The 19,901-nt window shown below is 73.5% G+C and carries 19 protein-coding genes; 10 read left to right on the forward strand and 9 right to left on the reverse strand.

What is annotated here, in order from left to right:
* Positions 1-38 precede the first annotated feature (38 nt).
* From AB0L21_RS38305 to AB0L21_RS38315, 3 genes are read right to left on the reverse strand one after another with little or no spacing between them, the layout of a single operon-like run.
* Positions 39-389, reverse strand: a complete 351-nt coding sequence (locus AB0L21_RS38305; RefSeq protein WP_365702821.1) for a histone deacetylase 6 — start codon at positions 387-389, stop codon at positions 39-41.
* Positions 386-1,840: an ATP-binding protein gene (locus AB0L21_RS38310; protein ID WP_365702823.1), complete on the reverse strand. Its 1,455-nt coding sequence runs from the start codon at positions 1,838-1,840 to the stop codon at positions 386-388. Before AB0L21_RS38310 ends, AB0L21_RS38305 begins: the two co-directional genes overlap by 4 nt.
* Entirely contained in the window at positions 1,837-3,513 is a 1,677-nt protein-coding gene (locus tag AB0L21_RS38315; RefSeq protein WP_365702825.1) for an FAD-dependent oxidoreductase, read from the reverse strand. The genes AB0L21_RS38310 and AB0L21_RS38315 overlap by 4 nt, the downstream gene beginning before the upstream one ends.
* 260 nt (positions 3,514-3,773) lie before the next feature.
* Between AB0L21_RS38315 and AB0L21_RS38320 the strand changes: the two genes are divergently transcribed.
* Positions 3,774-4,640 (forward strand): universal stress protein, encoded by an 867-nt coding sequence (locus AB0L21_RS38320; RefSeq protein ID WP_365702828.1) that lies wholly within the window; start codon positions 3,774-3,776, stop codon positions 4,638-4,640.
* Position 4,641: 1 nt separating this feature from the next.
* Here the strand turns inward: AB0L21_RS38320 and AB0L21_RS38325 are convergent, their stop codons facing one another.
* The 3 genes from AB0L21_RS38325 to AB0L21_RS38335 all read right to left on the reverse strand — a co-directional run bounded on the left by AB0L21_RS38325 (position 4,642) and on the right by AB0L21_RS38335 (position 7,621).
* Complete coding sequence (locus tag AB0L21_RS38325; RefSeq protein ID WP_365702831.1) at positions 4,642-5,877, reverse strand: DUF4032 domain-containing protein; 1,236 nt, start codon at positions 5,875-5,877, stop codon at positions 4,642-4,644.
* 286 nt (positions 5,878-6,163) lie between these two features.
* The gene (locus AB0L21_RS38330) at positions 6,164-6,910 is read right to left on the reverse strand and encodes an MBL fold metallo-hydrolase (protein ID WP_365702833.1); all 747 of its coding nucleotides are present in this window, start codon (positions 6,908-6,910) and stop codon (positions 6,164-6,166) included.
* An 81-nt stretch (positions 6,911-6,991) separates the two neighbouring features.
* Complete coding sequence (locus AB0L21_RS38335) at positions 6,992-7,621, reverse strand: alpha-ketoglutarate-dependent dioxygenase AlkB (RefSeq protein ID WP_365702835.1); 630 nt, start codon at positions 7,619-7,621, stop codon at positions 6,992-6,994.
* A 115-nt stretch (positions 7,622-7,736) separates the two neighbouring features.
* Here AB0L21_RS38335 and AB0L21_RS38340 point away from each other — a divergent pair, with 115 nt between their 5' ends.
* Positions 7,737-8,357: a TetR/AcrR family transcriptional regulator gene (locus tag AB0L21_RS38340; protein WP_365702837.1), complete on the forward strand. Its 621-nt coding sequence runs from the start codon at positions 7,737-7,739 to the stop codon at positions 8,355-8,357.
* An 83-nt stretch (positions 8,358-8,440) separates the two neighbouring features.
* Positions 8,441-10,114 (forward strand): FAD-binding dehydrogenase, encoded by a 1,674-nt coding sequence (locus AB0L21_RS38345; RefSeq protein ID WP_365788639.1) that lies wholly within the window; start codon positions 8,441-8,443, stop codon positions 10,112-10,114.
* A 2-nt stretch (positions 10,115-10,116) separates the two neighbouring features.
* Here AB0L21_RS38345 and AB0L21_RS38350 read toward each other — a convergent pair whose 3' ends face one another.
* Positions 10,117-10,464 carry a DUF488 family protein gene (locus AB0L21_RS38350; protein WP_365702839.1) on the reverse strand — a complete coding sequence of 116 codons (348 nt, stop codon included), beginning with the start codon at positions 10,462-10,464 and terminating at the stop codon, positions 10,117-10,119.
* 166 nt (positions 10,465-10,630) lie between these two features.
* On the opposite strand from AB0L21_RS38350, the gene AB0L21_RS38355 reads away from it, so the two are divergent.
* From AB0L21_RS38355 to AB0L21_RS38375, 5 genes are all read left to right on the forward strand, one after another.
* Positions 10,631-12,040: a M1 family metallopeptidase gene (locus tag AB0L21_RS38355; protein ID WP_365788635.1), complete on the forward strand. Its 1,410-nt coding sequence runs from the start codon at positions 10,631-10,633 to the stop codon at positions 12,038-12,040.
* Between the two features lie 72 nt (positions 12,041-12,112).
* Positions 12,113-12,847 carry a L,D-transpeptidase family protein gene (locus tag AB0L21_RS38360; RefSeq protein WP_365702843.1) on the forward strand — a complete coding sequence of 245 codons (735 nt, stop codon included), beginning with the start codon at positions 12,113-12,115 and terminating at the stop codon, positions 12,845-12,847.
* A gap of 20 nt (positions 12,848-12,867) precedes the next feature.
* Positions 12,868-13,575 carry a response regulator transcription factor gene (locus AB0L21_RS38365; protein WP_365702845.1) on the forward strand — a complete coding sequence of 236 codons (708 nt, stop codon included), beginning with the start codon at positions 12,868-12,870 and terminating at the stop codon, positions 13,573-13,575.
* Positions 13,572-15,407, forward strand: coding sequence for a HAMP domain-containing sensor histidine kinase (locus AB0L21_RS38370; RefSeq protein WP_365788636.1), 1,836 nt, complete (start codon positions 13,572-13,574; stop codon positions 15,405-15,407). The genes AB0L21_RS38365 and AB0L21_RS38370 overlap by 4 nt, the downstream gene beginning before the upstream one ends.
* Before the next feature lie 108 nt (positions 15,408-15,515).
* Positions 15,516-15,965 carry a DUF6098 family protein gene (locus AB0L21_RS38375; protein ID WP_365702849.1) on the forward strand — a complete coding sequence of 150 codons (450 nt, stop codon included), beginning with the start codon at positions 15,516-15,518 and terminating at the stop codon, positions 15,963-15,965.
* A 28-nt stretch (positions 15,966-15,993) separates the two neighbouring features.
* Here the strand turns inward: AB0L21_RS38375 and AB0L21_RS38380 are convergent, their stop codons facing one another.
* Positions 15,994-16,245, reverse strand: a complete 252-nt coding sequence (locus AB0L21_RS38380) for a WhiB family transcriptional regulator (RefSeq protein ID WP_365788640.1) — start codon at positions 16,243-16,245, stop codon at positions 15,994-15,996.
* A 565-nt stretch (positions 16,246-16,810) separates the two neighbouring features.
* Positions 16,811-17,698, reverse strand: a complete 888-nt coding sequence (locus AB0L21_RS38385; RefSeq protein ID WP_365788637.1) for a LysR family transcriptional regulator ArgP — start codon at positions 17,696-17,698, stop codon at positions 16,811-16,813.
* Positions 17,699-17,764: 66 nt separating this feature from the next.
* Here AB0L21_RS38385 and AB0L21_RS38390 point away from each other — a divergent pair, with 66 nt between their 5' ends.
* Entirely contained in the window at positions 17,765-18,379 is a 615-nt protein-coding gene (locus AB0L21_RS38390; RefSeq protein WP_365702853.1) for a LysE/ArgO family amino acid transporter, read from the forward strand.
* A gap of 84 nt (positions 18,380-18,463) precedes the next feature.
* Positions 18,464-19,771, forward strand: coding sequence for an MFS transporter (locus tag AB0L21_RS38395; protein WP_365788638.1), 1,308 nt, complete (start codon positions 18,464-18,466; stop codon positions 19,769-19,771).
* The last annotated feature ends 130 nt before the right edge of the window (positions 19,772-19,901 follow it).

Genomic DNA, 19,901 nt, shown 5'->3' on the forward strand with positions numbered 1-19,901 from the left:
CCGGGCCGGGAACGTCCCCGGCCCGGCCGTCGCGTTCCTCAGCGCAGCGTCCGCGCCCAGTCCACCGGCACCCGGCCCGCCGGACCCGGTACCGGCTGCTCGGCGGGATGGCAGTCCGGGGGAGCGAGTTCCGGCCCGGAGCCGTAGAGCTGGTCGGTGCTGAAGTCCCAGAACCAGTCCTCGCCCGGCTCGAAACTCTGGATGATCGGGTGCCCCGTCTCCCGGTAGTGGGCGGTGGCGTGCTTCGACGGGGAGTCGTCACAGCAGCCTATGTGCCCGCACTGCGCGCACCGGCGGAGGTGGAACCACCAGCCGCCCGCCTCCTCGCACTCCACGCAGCCCGTGCCGCTGGGCGCGACGCTGGGGTCGATTCCGTCGATGTCGTTCATACCGGCTCCTCGTCGGGGGTCTCGGCGGTCAGGGGGAGCAGCACCTGGAAGCGGGTGTCGCCGGGTACCGACTCGACCCGCAGGGCGCCGTGGTGCTTGTTGACGACGATCCGCCAGGAGATGTCCAGGCCGAGCCCGGTGCCCTCACCGACCGGCTTGGTGGTGAAGAAGGGGTCGAAGATCCGGTCCTGGATCTCCGGCGGGACACCGGGACCGGTGTCCCGGAACTCGACCAGCAGCTGCTCGTTGTGGAGCGCCGTCCGCACGGTCAGCGTGCCCTGGCCGCCCGCGCTGTTCATGGCCGAGACGGCGTTGTCCACCAGGTTGGTCCACACCTGGTTCAGCTCGGCCGGGTAGGCGGGCACCGGCGGGAGCGTGCGGTCGTACTCCTTGACGACCTCGATGCCCGGACCGATCTTCCCGGAGAGCATCAGCAGCGTGCTGTCGAGGAGTTCGTGCACGTCCACCACCCGGTACGGCGCCCGGTCCAGCTGCGAGTACTGCTTGGCCGCGTCGACCAGGTGCGAGATGCGGGTGGTGGAGTCCTCGATCTCGTTCATCAACAGCTCGGTCTCGATGGTGTAGTTGAGCCAGCCGACCGCGTTGGGCAGGATCTCCTCGTCCACCACTGCCGCGACCTGCTCCAGCCAGTCCACGTCGAGCCCGGCCTGCACGAAGGTGGGCGCCAGCTGCCAGCCGTGGTCGACGCCGTGGTCCTCCAGCCAGTCGCTGAGCGTGTCCTCCCGGTCGCTGGCCTCCAGCGGGCTGAGCGCCGGGGCCTTCGCCACCCGCTCCGCGGTGCGCTCCTGGATCTCGACCAGGCTCGCCAGGACATCGCGGGAGAAGGGGCCCTCGGCGATCAGGCCGAGCTTGTGCCGCATCTTCGCGACCCGCTCCCGCAGGGTCGCGGTGGCCCGGACCGCCGCCGCGGCGGGGTTGTTCAGCTCGTGCGTGAGCCCCGCCGACAGCGAGCCCAGCGCCAGCAGCCGCTCCCGCTGCCCGACCATCGCCTGGGTGTTCTTCGTCCCGAAGAACAGGCCCTCCAGCAGGTGCACGGCCATCGGGAACCACTCGCGCACGACGTCCGCGAAGAGGTCCGCCGGCAGCACGAAGAACCGCGTCGGCTCGGTGACCCGCATGGAGTTGTTGTAGACCTGCCGCACCCGGTCGCCGAGGTACGCCTGCATCGCGCCCCCGTACACCCCGGGCTGGGAGGTCCGGGTGACCTCCACGTCGTCACCGCCGACCCGCCGGGACAGCACGACCGTGCCCTCGATCATCACGAAGAAGCAGGTGGCCGGGTCGCCCTCGGCGTACACCGGGCCGGGCTGGAACAGCTCCACCCGCCCCTGGGCGCACAGCCGGCCCAACTGCTCCTCGCTGAGCTTCTCGAAGAGGAACAGCGAGCCGATCTCCCGCGGGCTGCACGCCACGATCTGCCCGCCGCTCATGACTGCTCCAGATACCGGTGGACGAGCATCACGGCCATGGCTCCCTCTCCGACGGCTGACGCGACACGCTTGGCGGACTCGGCGCGCGCGTCACCCGCCACGAACACCCCGGGGATGCTGGTCTCCAGGTGGTACGGCGGCCGGTCCAGCTCCCAGCCGGCCGGCGGCCGCCCGTCGGCGGTCAGGTCGGGCCCGGCCAGGATGAACCCGCGCTCGTCGCGCAGCACCGTCTCGCCCAGCCAGTCGGTCAGCGGGGCGGCGCCGATGAACACGAACATCCACTGCGCGTCGACCCGTTCCCTCTCCCCGGTCACCGTGTTCCGCAGGGTCAGCTGCTCCAGGTGCTCGGCGCCGTGCGCCTCCTCGACGACCGTGTGGGCGCGCACCGAGATGTTCGGGGCCTCGCCGATCTGCTGGATCAGATAGTGCGACATGGACGCCGACAGGTCCGGGCCGCGCACCAGCAGCGTCACCGACTTCGCGCCCCTCGACAGGTACATGGCCGCCTGGCCCGCCGAGTTGGCGCCGCCGACGATGTACACGTCCTGCCCCTGGCAGGAAGCGGCCTCGGTCAGCGCCGAGCCGTAGAACACCCCGCAGCCGGTCAGGTCGGTGCAGCCCGCCGCCTCCAGCTGGCGGTACTGCACCCCGGTCGCGAGGATCACGCTGTGCGCGGCGATCGCCGAGCCGTCCGCGAACCGTACGACGCGTGCGGCGCCGTTGACCTCCAGGCCCGTCACCTCGCGGGTGGTCAGGATCTCGGCACCGAACTTGGCGGCCTGCCGCCGGGCCCGGTCGGTGAGCTGGGCGCCGGAGACCCCGTCGGGGAAGCCGAGGTAGTTCTCGATCCGGGAGCTCTGCCCGGCCTGCCCGCCGGTCGCCGAGCGCTCCACCAGCACGGTCCGCAGACCCTCGGAGGCCCCGTACACGGCCGCGCCGAGCCCGGCCGGGCCGCCGCCGATCACGACGAGGTCGTAGAAGTCGGCCGTCGGTGTCGTCGCCAGGCCCACGTGCGCGGCCAGTTCGGGCGCCTCGGGCTCGACCAGGACCGTGCAGTCCGGGGTGATCACCAGCGGCAGCCGCTGCCCGTCCTGCCCGGCCGCCGCCAGCAGCCGCCGCCCCTCCGGCTCCTCCACCGAGTACCAGCGGTACGGCACCTGGTTGCGGGCCAGGAACTCCCGCACGTCCGAGGAGCGCGCCGACCAGCGGTGCCCGACGACCTTGGTGCTGGGCACCGGCTTGTAGGCGCTGTTGCGCCACGCGTCCAGCAGGTCGTCCAGGACCGGGTAGAGCTTCTCCTCCGGCGGGTCCCAGGGCTTGAGCAGATAGTGGTCCAGGTCGACCACGTTGATCGCGTCGATCGCCGCGTTGGTGTCCGCGTACGCGGTCAGCAGCACCCGGCGCGCCCCCGGATACACGTCGAGCGCCTGCTCCAGGAACTCGATGCCGTTCATCTGCGGCATGCGGTAGTCGGCCAGGATCACCGCGACGAGGTCACCGCGCAGCTTCAGCTCGCGCAGCGCGTCCAGCGCGGACTCGCCGGACTCCGCGCGCACGATCCGGTACGACTCGCCGTAGCGCCGTCTGAGATCGCGGGCGACGGCACGGGAGACCCCCGGGTCGTCGTCCACGGTCAGGATGACGGTCCGCGCGGTGTCGGCGGCCTGTGCCATACGTCTCCCACCCGAGTGTCGGATCCCCCCGGTCGGTGTCGTGCGGACCACCGCCCCGGTTCCAGGCCATCGTATGTTCGGTCCACCGGGTTCCGCTTGCCCGACGGAGACCGGTACTTGTCTGACAGCGACCATCGAGCGCGTCCGCTGCCGGGGGACTCGGTGCGACGGCTCGTGGGAGAGATCATCATGACGGTGCGCGCCTTTGCCCGACAGCGGGCACCCGGAACCCGAGGACGCGACAACGAGGAGGCCCACGGATGACACGCCCGATCACGGCAGGGGTGGACGGTACGGCGGAGAGCCTGGCCGCGCTGGACTGGGCGGCCCGGGAGGCCGTACGCCGGGGGCTGCCGCTGCGGCTCGTCCATGCCTGGCGGTACTCCGAGGCGCTGGCCACCGCCGACCGGGACACCCAGCGCGGGTGGGTCTCGTCGGGCGTCGCGGAGGCCGTGCGCACCGTCTCCGAGCGGCACCCCGAGCTGACGGTGACCACCGACGTGGTGGAGGGTGCGGCCGCGCACGCGCTGGCCGACGCGGCGGCCGGGGCCGAGATGCTGGTGCTCGGTTCGCGCGGCCACGGACCCGTCGTCGGGTTCCTGCTGGGCTCGGTCGGCCAGCAGGTGATCGCGGAGGCGACCCGGCCCGTGGTCCTGGTGCGCGCCGGGGACCAGCCGGCGGCGGAGGCGGCCGGCCGGGACGTCGTGGTCGGCCAGCACGGCGGCCCCGAGGACAGCGCGGCGGCGCTGCGGTTCGCTTTCGAGACGGCCGCGGCCCGTGGCGCCGCCGTCCGGGCCGTCCGGGCCTGGACCCTGCCGCCGGTCTTCGCCTACAGCCCCGGTTCGCTCAAGCTGCTGGACGACGCGGGCGGTCTCGAACCGTACGAGAAGCAGGCGCTGGCCGATGCCCTCCAGCCGTGGCGGGAGCGGTTCCCCGAGGTGCCCGTGGCCGAGCACGTCGAGATGGGCAGCGCCGGCCAGGTGCTGCTGTCCATGGCCGGCCGGGCCCAGCTGATGGTCGTCGGGCGCCGGGCGCGCCGTACGGCCGTCGGCGCCCGGATCGGCTCGGTCGCGCACGGGGTGCTGCACCACGCCGACTGCCCGGTGGCCGTGGTCCCGCACGAGTGACCTACACCGGGCCGGCCGTCTCCAGGCCGGCCCGGGCCCTGGGCAGGACGTTCTCGATGTAGTCCTTGACGGCGGTGTCGAGGCCTATGTCGTGCTGCGCGCGCTCGGACAGGTACCAGCGGTGTTCGAGGAGTTCGTGGTAGATCTCGGCCGGGTCCATGGAGCCGCGCAGCTCCGGCGGCACCGCCCGCACGGTCGGCCGGAACACGTCCCGCACCCAGCGGTGGGCGAGCACCTCCGGGCGGGCGGCCAGGGGATCGCCGGGCGCGTAGTCGTCCTGGGTGGCCATCCAGCTCTCCAGGTCGTTCAGCAGCCGCCGGGCCTGGTTCTCCTCGGCGTCCAGGCCGGTCAGCCGGAGCAGCTGCCGCTGGTGGTGGCCGGCGTCGACGACCTTCGGCACGAAGGTGACGGTGTCGCCGTTGGAGGAGTGCTCGATCTGCATCTCGGCGACGTCGAAGCCGAGGTCGTTCAGGCGGCGGATCCGGCGCTCGATGTAGTGGTACTTGCCCGCCGGGTACACCGAGGTGCGGGTCAGCTCCTGCCACAGCCCCTGGTAGCGGGTGCAGATCTCGTGGCCGAACTCGACCGGGTCGACGGACGGGTGCAGCGCGCCGGACGCCTCCAGGTCCAGCAGCTCACCGCTGATGTTCACGCGGGCCAGCTCCAGGTCGTACTCCCGCTGCCCCGGGCTGAGCCGGGGGTGCAGGTCGCCGGTCTCGGCGTCGACCAGATAGGCCGCGTAGGCGCCCGCGTCCCGCCGGAACAGGGTGTTGGACAGCGAGCAGTCGCCCCAGGCGAACCCGGCGAGGTGGAGGCGGACCAGCAGCACGGCGAGGGCGTCCATGAGCCGGTGCATGGTCGCCGGGCGCATGGTCGTCTCGAACATCGACCGGTACGGCATCGAGCCGCGCAGATGCCGGGTGACGAGCGCGGGCTCCAGCGGGGCGCCGGAGGGGTCGGTGCGGCCGGTGACCACGGCGAGCGGGTCTACGGCGGGGATGCCGAGCCGGTCCAGGTCGCGCAGCAGCTCGTACTCGCGCAGCGCGGGCCGCTCGGCCAGTTCCTTGACGGCGATCACCTCGTCGCCGGCGTGGGCGTAGCGCACCACGTGCCGGGAGATGCCGCGGGGCAGCGGCACGAGGTACTCCTCGGGCCACTCCTCCAGCGGGGTGTCCCAGGGGAGGGCGAGCAGGAGAGCGGGGTGCTCCGGGTTCGTGGCGCTGATCTGCAAGGCCATGGCACGAACCCTAAGGCCCCGCGCGCCTGTTCGAGGAGGCCGGTCCCTGCGGGAGGCTCGGCGCGCTTCGGGCGGACCCGTGCTCCGGGCGGCCCGGCCCCTGCGGGAAGCCGGGCGTGCTTCGGGAGGGCCCGGTCCCTCCGCGCGGTCCGGCGCTCCAGGCGGCTCGGGCCCTCCGCGCGGTCGGGTCCCTGTGGGAGGCTCGGTGCGCTTCGGGCTGGTCCGGTCCCGGTGGGGGGGCTCGGTGCGCTTCGGGCGGACCGGTTCCTCCCGGCGGCTCGTTCGTCTAGGACGCCCGTTCCCTGGCCTGCTCGGCCGCGGCCCGCACCGAACCGTGGTGGGCCGGTCCGTGGCCGGGCAGCAGGATGTCGCCGTCGAGCGCGCCGACCACGTCCAGGGAGGCCAGCGTCCGCGCGCGGTCGTGGTGGAAGAAGTCGGGCAGCAGCTGCGGGCCCTTGATCCGGGAGGTGGCGTGCCCGCTGACCAGGGCGTCCCCGGAGATCACGATGCCGGCGTCGGGCAGGTGGTAGACGCAGTGGCCGTCCGTGTGGCCGGGGGTGTGCACGGGGACCGGCCGCCCCGGCAGGTCGAGCGCTCCCTCGGCGGGGAACGGCTCGGGCGCCGTGACGGGGTGCTGTTCCGTGCCGCCCACGCGGATCACGTGCACCGCCCAGGGCAGCACGCCGGGCCGCCAGGCGTTGCGGACCACGTCGGCGATGCTCGCCTGCTGGAGGAACTCGCGCCGGGCGTGCGGGACTTCGGCCGGGTGGAGATGTACCGGGGTGCCGTGCGTGGCGCGCAGGTACTCGGCCGAGCCGAGGTGGTCGTTGTGCGCGTGGGTGATGAGGACGGCGGCGACCGCGTCCGGTGAACTCCCGACCTCCGCCAGTGACTCCAGCAGCCCGGGCCGGTCGCCGGGATACCCGGTGTCCACCAGCGTGACGGCGTCGCCGTCCTTGAGGATCACCCAGTTGGTGTTGTGGCCGTGCACCAGATAGGTGCCGTCGGCGACTTGTCTTACCTCTGCCCGCATGATCTCTCCGAGCCCTCGCGGCGGATCGTCGGGGGACAGCCAACCAGATGGGAGACCGTCGTGCGCGGGCGGGCCCGGTCGTCAGTGCACACCGTGCGGGCGGAACTGGATGCTGATGCGCGGTCCGGTGGCCCGGCTGCTCTTGGGGACGCAGTGTTCCCAGGTGCGCTGGCAGGAGCCGCCCATCACGATGAGGTCGCCGTGGCCGAGGGGGCGCCGGACCGCCGTAGCGCCTCCGCCGGCCGGCCGCAGCAGCAGGTCGCGGGGTTCGCCGACGGAGAGGATCGCGACCATCGTGTCCTCGCGGGAGCCCCGGCCGATCCGGTCGCCGTGCCAGGCGACGCTGTCCCGGCCGTCGCGGTAGTAGCACAGTCCGGCGGTGGTGAACGGCTCGCCCAGCTCCTCGGCGTAGTGCCGGGACAGGGCGGTGCGGGCCTCGTCGAGGATGGGGTGGGGCAGCGGGTCCCCGGCCTGGTAGAAGGCGAGCAGGCGGGGCACGGCCACCACGTTGTCGTACATCTTGCGGTGCTCCGCCCGCCACGGCACCTCGGCCGCCAGGTGTTCGAACAGGTCGTCGGCACCGCTCAGCCAGCCCGGCAGTACGTCGATCCAGGCGCCCGAGCCCAGCTCGGTCCGCCGCAGCCCGTCGAGCGGGCCGAGCCGCAGCTCGTCGGTCTGGTCGAACAGGGAGCCCTGGAGGTGCGTGGACATGGGTCCAGCGTACTCCTTAATCGAAAATGCGTTCCATTTGATCAGCGGGCCTCCCGAGGCTTTCGATACATCGGTGTATCCGATACATTCGCGTATCGAACGTGGGAGGGCAGCCATGGAGACGGCCGGACGCGTCACCCGGCGCCGGGTCCGCACCCGCGCCCGGCTCCTCGACGCCGCGTTCGCGGTGTTCGCGGCCAAGGGCTACGGGCGTGTCTCCATCGAGGAGGTCTGCGACGCGGCCGGATTCAGCCGGGGTGCCTTCTACTCGAACTTCGCCACCCTGGACGAGCTGTTCTTCGCGCTGTACCAGGAGCGCGCCGACCTCATCGCCGCCCAGGTGGCCGACGCGCTCGCCCAGGACGGGCCCGACCTGGACGTGCCCGCCTCCGTGGACCGGGTCACCGAGGTGCTGCTGCTCGACGTCGACTGGCTGCTGGTGAAGACCGACTTCCTGGTGCACGCCGCCCGGAACCCGGCCGTCGCCCGCGCCCTCCTCGACCACCGCGCCCGGCTCCGGCAGGCCATCGCCGACCGGCTCGCCCGGGCCCGGGGCCACACCGCGCTGCCCGCCGTGCTCGGTGACGTCGACGGCGCCGCGCACGCCGTCGTCGCCGCGTACGACGGGGTCACCACCCAACTGCTGCTGGACCGGGACGTCGAGGCCGCCCGGGCCTGGCTGAAACAGCTGCTCACCGCGCTGCTCACGGACGGCAGCCGCACCCCCGCCACATGAGCACAGCCGGAACGGCACCGTCGTACGAGCACGCGCACCGGCACGGGCCGGTACCGAGCACCGTCAGGAAGGACACAGTCGTCATGGACGCGGACGTCATCGTCGTCGGAGCGGGCCTCGCCGGCCTGGTCGCGGCACACGAACTCACCAGCCGGGGCCGCCGGGTGGCCCTGGTCGACCAGGAGAACGCCGCCAACCTCGGCGGCCAGGCGTTCTGGTCCTTCGGCGGGCTCTTCCTCGTGGACTCGCCCGAGCAGCGCCGCCTCGGCATCAAGGACTCCTTCGCCCTCGCCTGGAGCGACTGGCAGGGCAGCGCGCAGTTCGACCGGCTCGCCGACGAGGACTCCTGGGCGGTGCGCTGGGCCCGCGCCTACGTCGAGTTCGCGGCCGGCGAGAAGCGGTCCTGGCTCCAGGGACACGGCATCGAGCTGCTGCCCACGGTCGGCTGGGCCGAGCGCGGCGACCTGCGGGCGGACGGGCACGGCAACTCCGTGCCCCGCTTCCACATCGCCTGGGGAACCGGCACCGGCGTGGTCGAGCCCTTCGTGCGGTACGCCCGGCAGGCCGCCCGGGACGGGCTGCTGACCTTCCACCACCGCCACCGGGTGGACGAGCTGGTCATCGAGGGAGGCACGGCACGCGGCGTGCGCGGCACCGTCCTCGCCCCCGACGACGCCCCGCGCGGCGTCGCCTCCAGCCGCGACCGCGCCGGCGACTTCGAACTCACCGCCCAGGCCGTGGTCGTCACCACCGGCGGCATCGGCGCCGACCACGACATCGTCCGCCGCTACTGGCCCGAGCGGCTCGGCACGCCCCCCGCCGAGATGGTCACCGGCGTCCCCGCCTACGTCGACGGCCGCATGCTCGACATCAGCGCCGAGGCCGGCGTACGGCTCGTCAACCGCGACCGCATGTGGCACTACACCGAGGGCCTGCGGAACTGGGACCCGATATGGCCCGGCCACGGCATCCGCATCCTGCCCGGCCCGTCCTCCCTCTGGCTCGACGCCCTCGGCCGCCGGCTGCCCGATCCCTGCCTGCCCGGCTACGACACGCTCAGCACCCTCAGGTACCTGCGCACCACCGAGGACATCGCCGGGTACGACCACTCCTGGTTCATCCTCACCCGGAAGATCATCGAGAAGGAGTTCGCGCTCTCCGGCTCCGAGCAGAACCCCGACATCACCGCCAAGGACCGGGGGGCCGTGCTGCGTGACCGGCTGCTCGGCAAGGGCGCCCCCGCACCCGTGCGGGCCTTCCTCGACCACGGCGCCGACTTCGTCACCGCCGGGAACCTGGAGCAGCTGGTCGAGAAGATGAACGCCCTGACCGGGAAGCCGCTGCTGGACGCGGCCGAGGTGCGCCGCCAGATCGAGGCCCGCGACCTGCAGATCGCCCACCCCTACAGCAAGGACGCCCAAATCCAGGGCATCCGCAACGCCCGCCGCTACATCGGCGACCGGCTCGGCCGCGTCGCCGCCCCGCACCGCCTCCTCGACCCCGCCGCGGGCCCCCTCATCGGAGTCCGGATGCACGTGCTGACCCGCAAGACCCTCGGCGGCATCCAGACCGACCTGGACTCCCGGGCGCTCGGCACCGACGGCACGCCGGTCGAGGGGCTGTACGCGGCCGGCGAGGTCGCCGGGTTCGGCGGTGGCGGTGTCCACGGCTACAACGCCCTGGAGGGCACCTTCCTCGGCGGCTGCCTGTTCTCGGGCCGCGCGGCGGGCCGGCACGCGGCCCGGCACACCGGCTGACCTCAGCCGTTCAACAGCTCCGCGAGGACGTGCGCGTGGCTCTCCTCGGTCTTCTTGGACGCCGTGAGGAGGGTCACCGTGCCCTTGCGGGCCGACTTCCTGAGGCGGTCCAGCAGTTCGGCGGCCCGGGGGGCTTCCAGCTCCTGCTCGTACCGGCTCCTGAACTCCTCGTATGAGCCCCCGCCGTGATACCACGTGCGCAGCTCGCTCGACGGGGTCAGTTCCTTCGGCCACTCGTCCACGTGCGCCGCGTCCTTGGCGACACCACGCGGCCACAGCCGGTCGACCAGGACGCGCAGGCCGTCGTCGGGCTCGGGCGGTTCGTAGATCCGGCGCACACGCACGCTCACGGTCGGGCCCCTCTCGGGTCGTGGACGGTTGTGCGAGCGTACTGCGCCGCGACCCGCCCACCCGGCGGCGACGCGGCACGACTTGACCGGAACAAGGGGGAAACCGGGCCCGCACGGCGCCTACTCTGACGGCCAGTCGATCACCGGCCACTTCCGAGGAGCGCATGTGACGCCACCCCGCAGACAGCCCGCCCGACGCCGTACCGCCGTCCTCGCCACCGTCCCCGTCGCCGTGGCCGCCCTCCTCGGCGCCGCCGGACCCACGGCCCCGGGCACCACCGGAGCGCCCGGCGCGGGCGACCCGTACTTCCCGCTCAGCGGCAACGGCGGCTACGACGTCCGCCACTACGACCTGACGCTGTGTTACGACACCTCCTCCCGCCGTCTGGACGCCACCGCGGTGCTCACCGCCCGCGCCACCCAGCGGCTCACCCGCTTCGACCTCGACCTCAGGGGCCTGAAGGTCACCGCCGTCACCGTCGACCGCACGAAGGCGGCCTTCCGGCGCGACGGCCAGGAACTCGTCGTCACCCCGCGCCACGCCCTGCGCGCCGGCCAGGAGTTCCGCGTCACGGTCGCCTACCAGGGCACTCCCAGGCCGGTCACCGACCCCGACGGCTCGGCGGACGGCTGGATCCCCACCGACGACGGCGCGTTCGTCGCCGGCGAGCCGCAGGGCGCGATGACGTGGTTCCCGGCCAACGCCCACCCCAAGGACAAGGCGTCGTACGACTTCACCCTCACCGTGCCCGAGGGGCGCACCGCCGTCGCCAACGGCGTCCTGCTCGGACAGCGCACCGCCCACGGGAAGACCACCTTCCGCTGGCGGGAGACCCAGCCCATGGCCGCCTACCTGGCGACCGCGACCATCGGGAAGTTCCAGGTCGAGCGGTACACCACCCGCGACGGCATCCAGGTGTACAACGCCGTGGACGCCCGCGAGGCCCGCGCCGCCGCGCCCGTGCTGAAGAAACTGCCCTCCGTGCTGGAGTGGGAGAGCGAACTGTTCGGGCCGTACCCGTTCCGGGCCGCCGGCGCCATCGTCGACCACGCCCCGGACGTCGGCTACGCCCTGGAGACCCAGACCCGGCCGGTCTACGACTCCGCACCCGGCCTCGACACCCTCGTCCACGAGAGCGCCCACCAGTGGTTCGGCGACTCCGTCACCCTCACCGCCTGGAAGGACATCTGGCTCAACGAGGGCTTCGCCACCTACGCCGAGTGGCTCTACGACGAGCAGCACGGCGGCCGGAGCGCCCAGCAGGCCTTCGACTCCCTCTACGCCCGCCCCGCGAGCGACGGCTTGTGGGACTACCCGCCCGGCGACCCGGGCGGCGGCGAGAACATATTCGGCACGCCCGTCTACGCCCGCGGCGCCATGGCCCTGCACGAACTGCGCCGGGCCGTCGGCGACCGGGACTTCTTCCGGATCCTGCGCGCCTGGGCGACCGGGCACCGCGGCGGACACGGGACCACGGCCCAGTTCGTCAGGCTCGCCGAGAAGACTTCGGGAAAGCGGCTGGACGGGCTGTTCCACACCTGGCTCTACACGCCGGGCAAACCGGACCGCCCCTGAACTCCGGCCGGTTCCCCGTCCCGCAGGCCCGACGCTGACCGGTTCCAAACAACTGCCGGTCAAGATCGGCTCATGATCCGACGCAGAACCGCCGTCGCTCTCCTCGCCTCCCCGCTGCTGCTCACCGGCTGCGGCGGCGGAGCCGAGGCGACCGAACGCCGGACCCCGGCCCGCCGTCCGGCACCGGCACCCACCCCTGGCACCGCCACGCCGCCGGCCCCCCGCGGCATACCCGGCCTCGGGCCGGAGCGGACCGCGGCGATACCCGAGCGCTGCACGCAGGCCGTCGTCGTCACCGGGCGCGGTGAGAACTCCCCGCTCTGCACCGTCGTCCTGCACCAGCGCACCCCCACCGGCTGGCAGGCCGGACCCGCCTGGCCCGCCCACAACGCGCTGCGCGGCTGGAGCGCCCACCACATGCTCGGCGACCTGCGCTCCCCGCTCGGCGTGTACACCCTCTCCGACGCGGGCGGTCTGCTCCCGGACCCCGGCAGCAAGCTCCCGTACCACCGCTCCGGCGGATTCCACTCGCCCGGCACCGGCTTCAAGGGAGAACCCCTGGAGGGCTCCTTCGACTACGTCATCGCCATCGACTACAACCGCGCTCGCGGCACCTCGCCCCTGGACTGGACCCGGCCCCTCGGCCCGGGACGCGGCGGGGGAGTGTGGCTGCACGTCGACCACGGCGGACCCACCCACGGCTGCGTCAGTGTCGCCAAGGCGCACATGAAGGACCTCCTGCGCACCCTCGACCCCGGCCGGCACCCGGTCGTCGTCATGGGGTACGCCGACTGGCTCGCGCACTGAGCCGCTTAGGATCCGAACTCGTGTGCGCACATGTGCTGGTCGCCGAGGACGACGAGAAACAGGCCGAACTGCTCCGCCGCTCGCTGCTGGCCGAGGGCCACACCGCCACGGTCGTGCACGACGGCGCGGCGGCGCTCGACGCCGCCCGCCGGCTGCGGCCCGACCTCGTCGTCCTCGACCTGATGCTCCCGGTCCTCGACGGCTTCGGCGTGTGCCGGGCGCTGCGCGCCGGCCCGGAGCAGCCGGACATCCCCGTCGTCATGCTCACCGCCCGCTCCGCCGAGGACGACGTACTGCTCGGCCTCGACGTCGGCGCCGACGACTACCTCACCAAGCCGTACAGCCCGCGCGAGCTGATGGCCCGTATCCGTACGGTCCTCAGGCGCAGCGGGCGGGGCGTCGGCGCCCGGGACGACGACCCGGTCGTCCGGGCCGCCGGGATCAGCGTCGACCCGGTACGGCACGAGGTGCGCTGCGACGGCGCGCCGGTGGAGTGCACCCCGGCCGAGTTCCAGATCCTGCTGGCCATGGCGGGCGAGCCGGAGCGGGTGTTCACCCGGCGGCAACTGCTGCACTGCACCCGCGGCTTCGACCGGGCCTCCACCGAACGGGCCGTCGACGTGCACATCATGAACCTGCGCCGCAAGATCGAGGCCGACCCGCGGCGGCCGGTGCGGCTGCTGACCGTGTTCGGCGTCGGCTACAAGCTGAGCGGCACCCGGCGGTGAGGCGCCGGATCCCGGTGCGCAAACGGCTGGTCGTCCGGCTGCTGTTCGTGTCCGCGCTGATCGCCGTCTGTTCCGTGGCGGCCACCGCCTGGCTCGCCGTGACCACCACCACCAGCGCCCTGAAGGAGGAACAGGGGCAGGACCTCGCCGCCGACAACCGCATCCTCGCCCAGCTCAGCGGCTACGCCGCCACCCACTCCGACTGGGCGGGGGTCCGGCCCACCCTGCGGGAGCTGGCCGCCCGCACCGGACGCCGGATCGCCCTCACCACCGCCGACCGGACCCTGGTCGCCGACTCCGCGCCCCGCGGCACCCCGCTGCCGCCCCGGCCCGCCGCCACCGTCGACCCGCTGCGCACCGACACCTACACCGAGACCGGCGCCCAGCTCAGCGGCATCGACCCGCGCGTGGTCGGCCCCTACCGGCTGCCGGCCGCGGAACGCGCCAAGCTGGACGCGCTGGCCACCCAGCGCAAGCGGTGCTACGAGCGGTACGGCCTGCAGGCCACCGTCGAACGGACCGAGAGCGGGCGGCCGGTGGTCACCGTCGCGGACGGCGCCGATCCCACCGCATACGGCGCCGACGTGTGCGAGGACGGCCGGCTCAACACCCCCACCGCCACCGAGCAGAAGGCCCTCAAGGCCCTGTCCGACCTGGTGCGGCCCTGCCTGCGCCAGGACGGACTGGACCTCGGCGGACGGCTGCCTCTCACCTTCGACCCCAGCGGCAAGGACCCGTTCGGCGGCGGATTCCTGGTCGCCAAGTACGCCAAGCTCGGCATCGGCGAGGCCGCGCGGATCGCCCAGCGCTGTGTCCAGACCGCCCGCCGCACCCAGCTCCAGCCCTATGTCGCCCCGGTGGCCGAGCTGTTCCTCGGCATCGGCGACCAGAACCCGGCCCGCTTCGACATGTCACCGGCCAACAAGGCCAAGGTGGTCGGCGTGGCCGGTCTGGTCCTCGCCGTCACCGTCGCCGTGACCGCCGTCGTCGCCGTACGGCTGGTACGGCCGCTGCGCGCGCTCACCCTCGCCGCGCAGCAGCCGCCCGAACTGCACGTGCGCGTGCCGGTCACCACCCGGGACGAGACCGGCATCCTCGCCGAGGCCTTCAACGACCTCACCGAGCGCCGCGCCCGCCTGGAGGCGCAGCGCAAGGCCATGGTCAGCGACATCGCGCACGAGCTGCGCAGCCCGCTCACCAACATCCGGGGCTGGCTGGAGGTCGTCCGGGACGGTGTCGTCGCCCCCGACCCGGCGCTGCTGGACTCGCTGCACGAGGAGGCGCTCGTCCTCCAGCGGATCATCGACGACCTCCAGGACCTCGCCGCGGCCGACGCCGGCACCCTGCGCCTGCACCGGGAGCCGCTGCGGGCCGGTGACCTGCTCGACCAGGTCGCCGCCGCCCACCGCGTCGCCGCCGACGCCGCCGGGGTCGCCCTGCGCACCGAGGCCGACGCCGCCGCCTGGCTGGAGGCCGACCCGGTGCGGATGCGGCAGGCCCTCGGGAACCTGGTCTCCAACGCGCTGCGGCACACCCCCGCCGACGGCACCGTCACGCTCGCCGCCCGCCGGGACGGCGACGAGGCCGTGCTCACCGTCACCGACACCGGCTCGGGCATCGCGCCCGAGGACCTGCCGCACGTCTTCGAACGGTTCTGGCGCGCGGAGAAGTCCCGCAGCCGCCGCACCGGGGGCAGCGGGCTCGGCCTGCCGATCGTCCGCCACCTGGTGGCCGCCCACGGCGGCACGGCCGGGGTCGCGAGCGAGCCGGGGGCGGGAACGGTGTTCACCCTGCGGCTCCCGGCCGCGCCGCCGCCCGGCGACGAGCCCTGAGAGCGGCCACGGGCCCCAGAGCGGAACACCGGGATCCGATTTCTGGCGCGCGCCGGGGGTACTCCGGTCGCGCGGACGCAGCACAGGGAGGCAGAGGGAGGTCATGCCATGAGCGGACCGGACGACCTGCCGGTCATGTCCTCGCTGGCCGAAGTGGCCCGCCTGGTGGAACGGCACCAGGGTCTGTACGTGCGCTGGTCCAAGGGGCCGGGCACCGACCTCGACGACGTCTCCAGCACCGACGAACTGACCGGCGTCCCCATGCCCGGGCTGTCCGCCAACCCGCTCGACGTGGAGAACTGGTGGGAGGACCGGTCGGTGGAGCTGTGGGTGGCGCGCCGCCTCTACGACTACGCGCACCTGCCGCACGACAAGGGCCCCGGCGTGCGCCCCTGGGTCCTGCGGGGCCGGGAGACGGGCCGGGGCCCCGACAACGAGCCGCTCGTCGCCGACGTCGAGCCGCTGTGCTGGATCGCCGACCAGGTGATCGACGCGGCCCGGGACGAGGTGGCCCGGCAGGAGCGGGAGTGGGGGACCCTGCGCCGCGGTGGCCGCTGAGCCCCTCCCGGGCCCGCCGGGCCGTCGGTCAGCCGGAGCGCTGCCGGGAGCGGGCGCGACGCCGCAGCGCCCGGCGTTCCAGCTCCGTCGTACCGCCCCAGACCCCGATGCTCTGGCCCGTGTCCAGCGCCCAGTCCAGGCACTGCTCCCGGACCGGGCAGCGCCCGCACACCGCCTTGGCCTGCTGGGCCTGCACCTGCGCGGGTCCGGTGGTGCCGATCGGGAAGAACAGATCGGGGTCCTCGTGGCGGCACGCGGCGTGGTCGCGCCAGTTGTCCATCGGAATCTCCTGGTTCGGATCGAAGTCGTCCGTGCCCTGTCCCATGCGTCGCCGACGGGTCGTCGGCGGTCCGCACGCGTTCTCCGGTCTCGGGTGACCGGTCGAGAGGGCGTGAAACGGCGCAACGGGCGGAGATCGGGTGACGAGCGCGTGGCGGTCACCCCGGGCGGCGCCGGCCCGGCGGAGCGTACGCGGTCAACAGGCCGGGCAGCGGGGCACAAACGACACCGGACCGCCCGACCGGGCACCGGCGGCGGGGAGTTCGAACCGGCCGACCGCCTCACCCCCGGGGACCACGCTCCTGGGCAAGGGCCGTGCGGTGTCGGCGAGGTGACGGGTTGCCGGGGGAGGGCACACACGGGGTCCGGCGCCGGACCGGTACAGCGCCCGGGTTCCGGCGGGCTGCCCGGGTCTGCCGGTCTTCAGGGCCGTTGTGCGGTACGGCGGTACGGCGTCTGGGCCCCGCTGGGCTTCAGCGGCGCAGCGGCGCAGTGTGCCGGTCCCGCCGGGGCAGCGGGGGAGCGGTACTTGAGGGCCGCGTCCCGGTCCCGCCGGCCTTCGGCCGTCAGCCGCGCAGCGTTTCCGATGCCGTCGCAGTCACCGCCTCGGCCAGGGACGCCAGTGCGGGGGAGTCGAGCTTCCACTGCTGCCAGTACAGCGTGAGGTCCATCCACTCGCCGGGGGCGAGCACGACCAGCCGCCCCCGGTCGAGCAGCGGGCCGGCCTGCACCTCCGGGACCATGCCCCAGCCGAGCCCCCGGGCGACCGCGTCCAGGAACCCCTCCGAGGTGGGCACGTGGTGCCGGAACGGGCCGGCGGAGGCACGGCCGAGCCGGCGGGCGAACCCGTCCTGGAAGTCGTCCTTGCGGTCGAAGACCACGACGGGCGCCCGGGACAGCGCCTCCGGCAGGGACCGGCCGTCGAGGTGGGCCGCGGTGAACTCGGGGGCGGCGACCGGCAGATAGCGCATCCGGCCCAGCGGACGGACCGTGCAGCCGGGCACCGGGTCGGGGGAGGAGGTCACCGCCGCCATCACCAGACCCTCGCGCAGCAGCGCCGCCGTGTGGTCCTCGTCCTCCCGGTGCAGCTCGTAGCAGAGGCCCGGGACGCGGGTCAGGGCCGGCAGGAACCAGGTCGCCAGCGAGTCCGCGTTCACCGCGACCGACACCCGCGTCGGCTCCCCGGTGCCGTTCAGCCCCAGCTCGCCCCAGGCGTCCCGCTCCAGGCGGGCGAGCTGCCGGGCGAACCGTACGAGCACCGCGCCGGACTCCGTGGGCCGTACCGGTTTGGTGCGCTGGAGCAGCACCCGGCCGGTGCGCTGTTCGAGGGCCTTGACCCGCTGGCTGACCGCCGACGGTGTCACGTGCAGTGCGGCGGCGGCGGCGTCGAAGGTGCCCTCGTCCACCACGGCGAGCAGCGTCCGCACCTGCTCGAGAGGCAACTCTGTCATCACAAGTACTAATGCTACGTAAAAATCATTAGCTGTACTTGGGGTATGGACTTTTCTAGCGTCGACGGCATGAACCACGCCCTGACCGCCGCGGTCGCCGGATTCGGCACCGGCCTCTCCCTGATCGTCGCCATCGGCGCCCAGAACGCCTTCGTCCTGCGGCAGGGGGTGCGCCGGGACGCCGTTCTCGCCGTCGTCGGCATCTGCGCCCTGTCCGACGCGGCGCTCATCGCGCTCGGTGTCGGCGGTGTCGGCGCGGTCGTGGTCGCCTGGCCCGGCGCGCTGCGGGCGATCGGGATCGTCGGCGGTGTGTTCCTGCTCTGCTACGGCGCCCTGGCCGCCCGCCGGGTGCTCAGGCCCGGCACCGGGCTGCGCGCGGAGGGCGAGGCGGCCGGCTCGCGCCGCCGGGCCGTGCTCACCTGCCTGGCGATGACCTGGCTGAACCCGCACGTCTACCTGGACACCGTGTTCCTGCTGGGCTCCCTGGCCGCCGACCGGGGCCCGCTGCGCTGGACGTTCGGGCTCGGCGCCGCTCTCGCCAGCCTGTGCTGGTTCGCCGCGCTCGGCTTCGGCGCCCGGCTGCTCGGCAGGTTCCTGGCCCGGCCCGGCGCCTGGCGGGTCCTGGACGGCCTGGTCGCCCTGACCATGCTGGCCCTCGGCGCGACCCTGGTCGCCGGATCCTGAGACAAACCGGTTCGTCGCGCACAGGAGTTCCTGGGACAGTTAGGCTCTCGAAGCGAAAAGATGTAACAAGCAACCAGGACATCCGTGGACACGAGCGAGAGCAGCAGCCCCCAGACCGGCCGGCCCGACACCGAGGCGCCGGTGGCCGAGGACCCGCCCCGGCGCGGCTGGCGCCGCTGGGCGATGGACACCCGCCCGCTGCGGATCCCGGCCTACCGGCGCCTGTGGTCGTCGACGATCGTCACCGCCGTCGGCAGCCAGCTCACCGCCGTCGCCGTACCCAAGCAGATCTACGACATCACCCACTCCTCGGCGTGGGTCGGCTACGCGAGCCTCGCGGGCCTCGTGCCCATGGTGGCCTTCGCGCTGTGGGGCGGGGCGGTCGCCGACACCGTGGACCGGCGCAAGCTGCTGCTGGTCACCAACATCGGTATCGCGGTGACCTCGCTGCTGTTCTGGGCGCAGGCCGTCACCGGTCTGGACTCGGTCGTCGTCCTCATGGTCCTGCTCGCGCTGCAGCAGGCGTTCTTCGGGCTCAACTCGCCCGCCCGTACCGCCTCCATCGCCCGGCTGGTCCCCGCGGAGCAGCTGCCGGCCGCCAACGCCCTCGGCTCGACGGTGATGCAGACCGGCCTGGTGGCCGGCCCGCTGCTCGCCGGCGTGCTCATCCCGGTCATCGGGCTGCCCGAGCTGTATCTGATCGACGCGCTGGCGCTGTGCGTGACGGTGTGGGCCGTCTTCCGGCTGCCCGCGCTGCCGCCGCTCGGCGCCACCGCCCGCCGGGCCGGACTGCGCGAGATAGCGGCGGGCTTCCGTTACATCTCCGGGCACAACGTGCTGCTGCTGTCCTTCCTCGCCGACATCGTCGCCATGGTGTTCGGCATGCCCCGCGCCCTGTTCCCGGAGCTGGCCGCGCACACGTACGGCTCCTACGGCGAGGGCCTGGCGCTCGGTGTGCTGTTCGCCGGCATCCCGGTCGGCGCGGTGCTCGGCGGCCTGTTCTCCGGTGTGTTCTCGCGGGCCCGCCGGCACGGCTGGATGGTCATCGGGGCGGTCGTCGGCTGGGGTGTGGCCGTCGCCGGGTTCGGGCTCAGCGCGAACCTCTGGGTCGCCGTGGCCTTCCTCGCCGTGGCCGGTGTCGCCGACATGGTCTCGATGGTCTTCCGCGGTGCCATCCTGCTGTCCGCCGCGACCGACGAGATGCGCGGCCGGATGCAGGGGGTGTTCACGGTGGTCGTCGCGGGCGGGCCGCGCCTGGCCGACGTGCTGCACGGCACCGCGGGTTCGGCGTTCGGCCCGCGGGCCGCCGTCGCGGGCGGCGGCGCCCTGGTCGTCGTGGTGATGCTGTTCCTGGCCGCCGCCGTCCCGGCTCTGCGCCGCTACCGGATCTGAGGGCCTGGCGCATCCGGGCCTGGCGGCTCCGGGCTCCTAGGTCCTGTCGTCAAACTCCCGTCGTCCGCCCGGAGGGCGGGCCGCGCGGCGTCAGGTGCGTGCTCTCGGCGTGCCGGGCCCGGGCCCTCGT

Origin of the sequence: Streptomyces sp. NPDC052721 (assembly GCF_040678315.1) — a bacterium.
Lineage (GTDB): Bacteria > Actinomycetota > Actinomycetes > Streptomycetales > Streptomycetaceae > Streptomyces.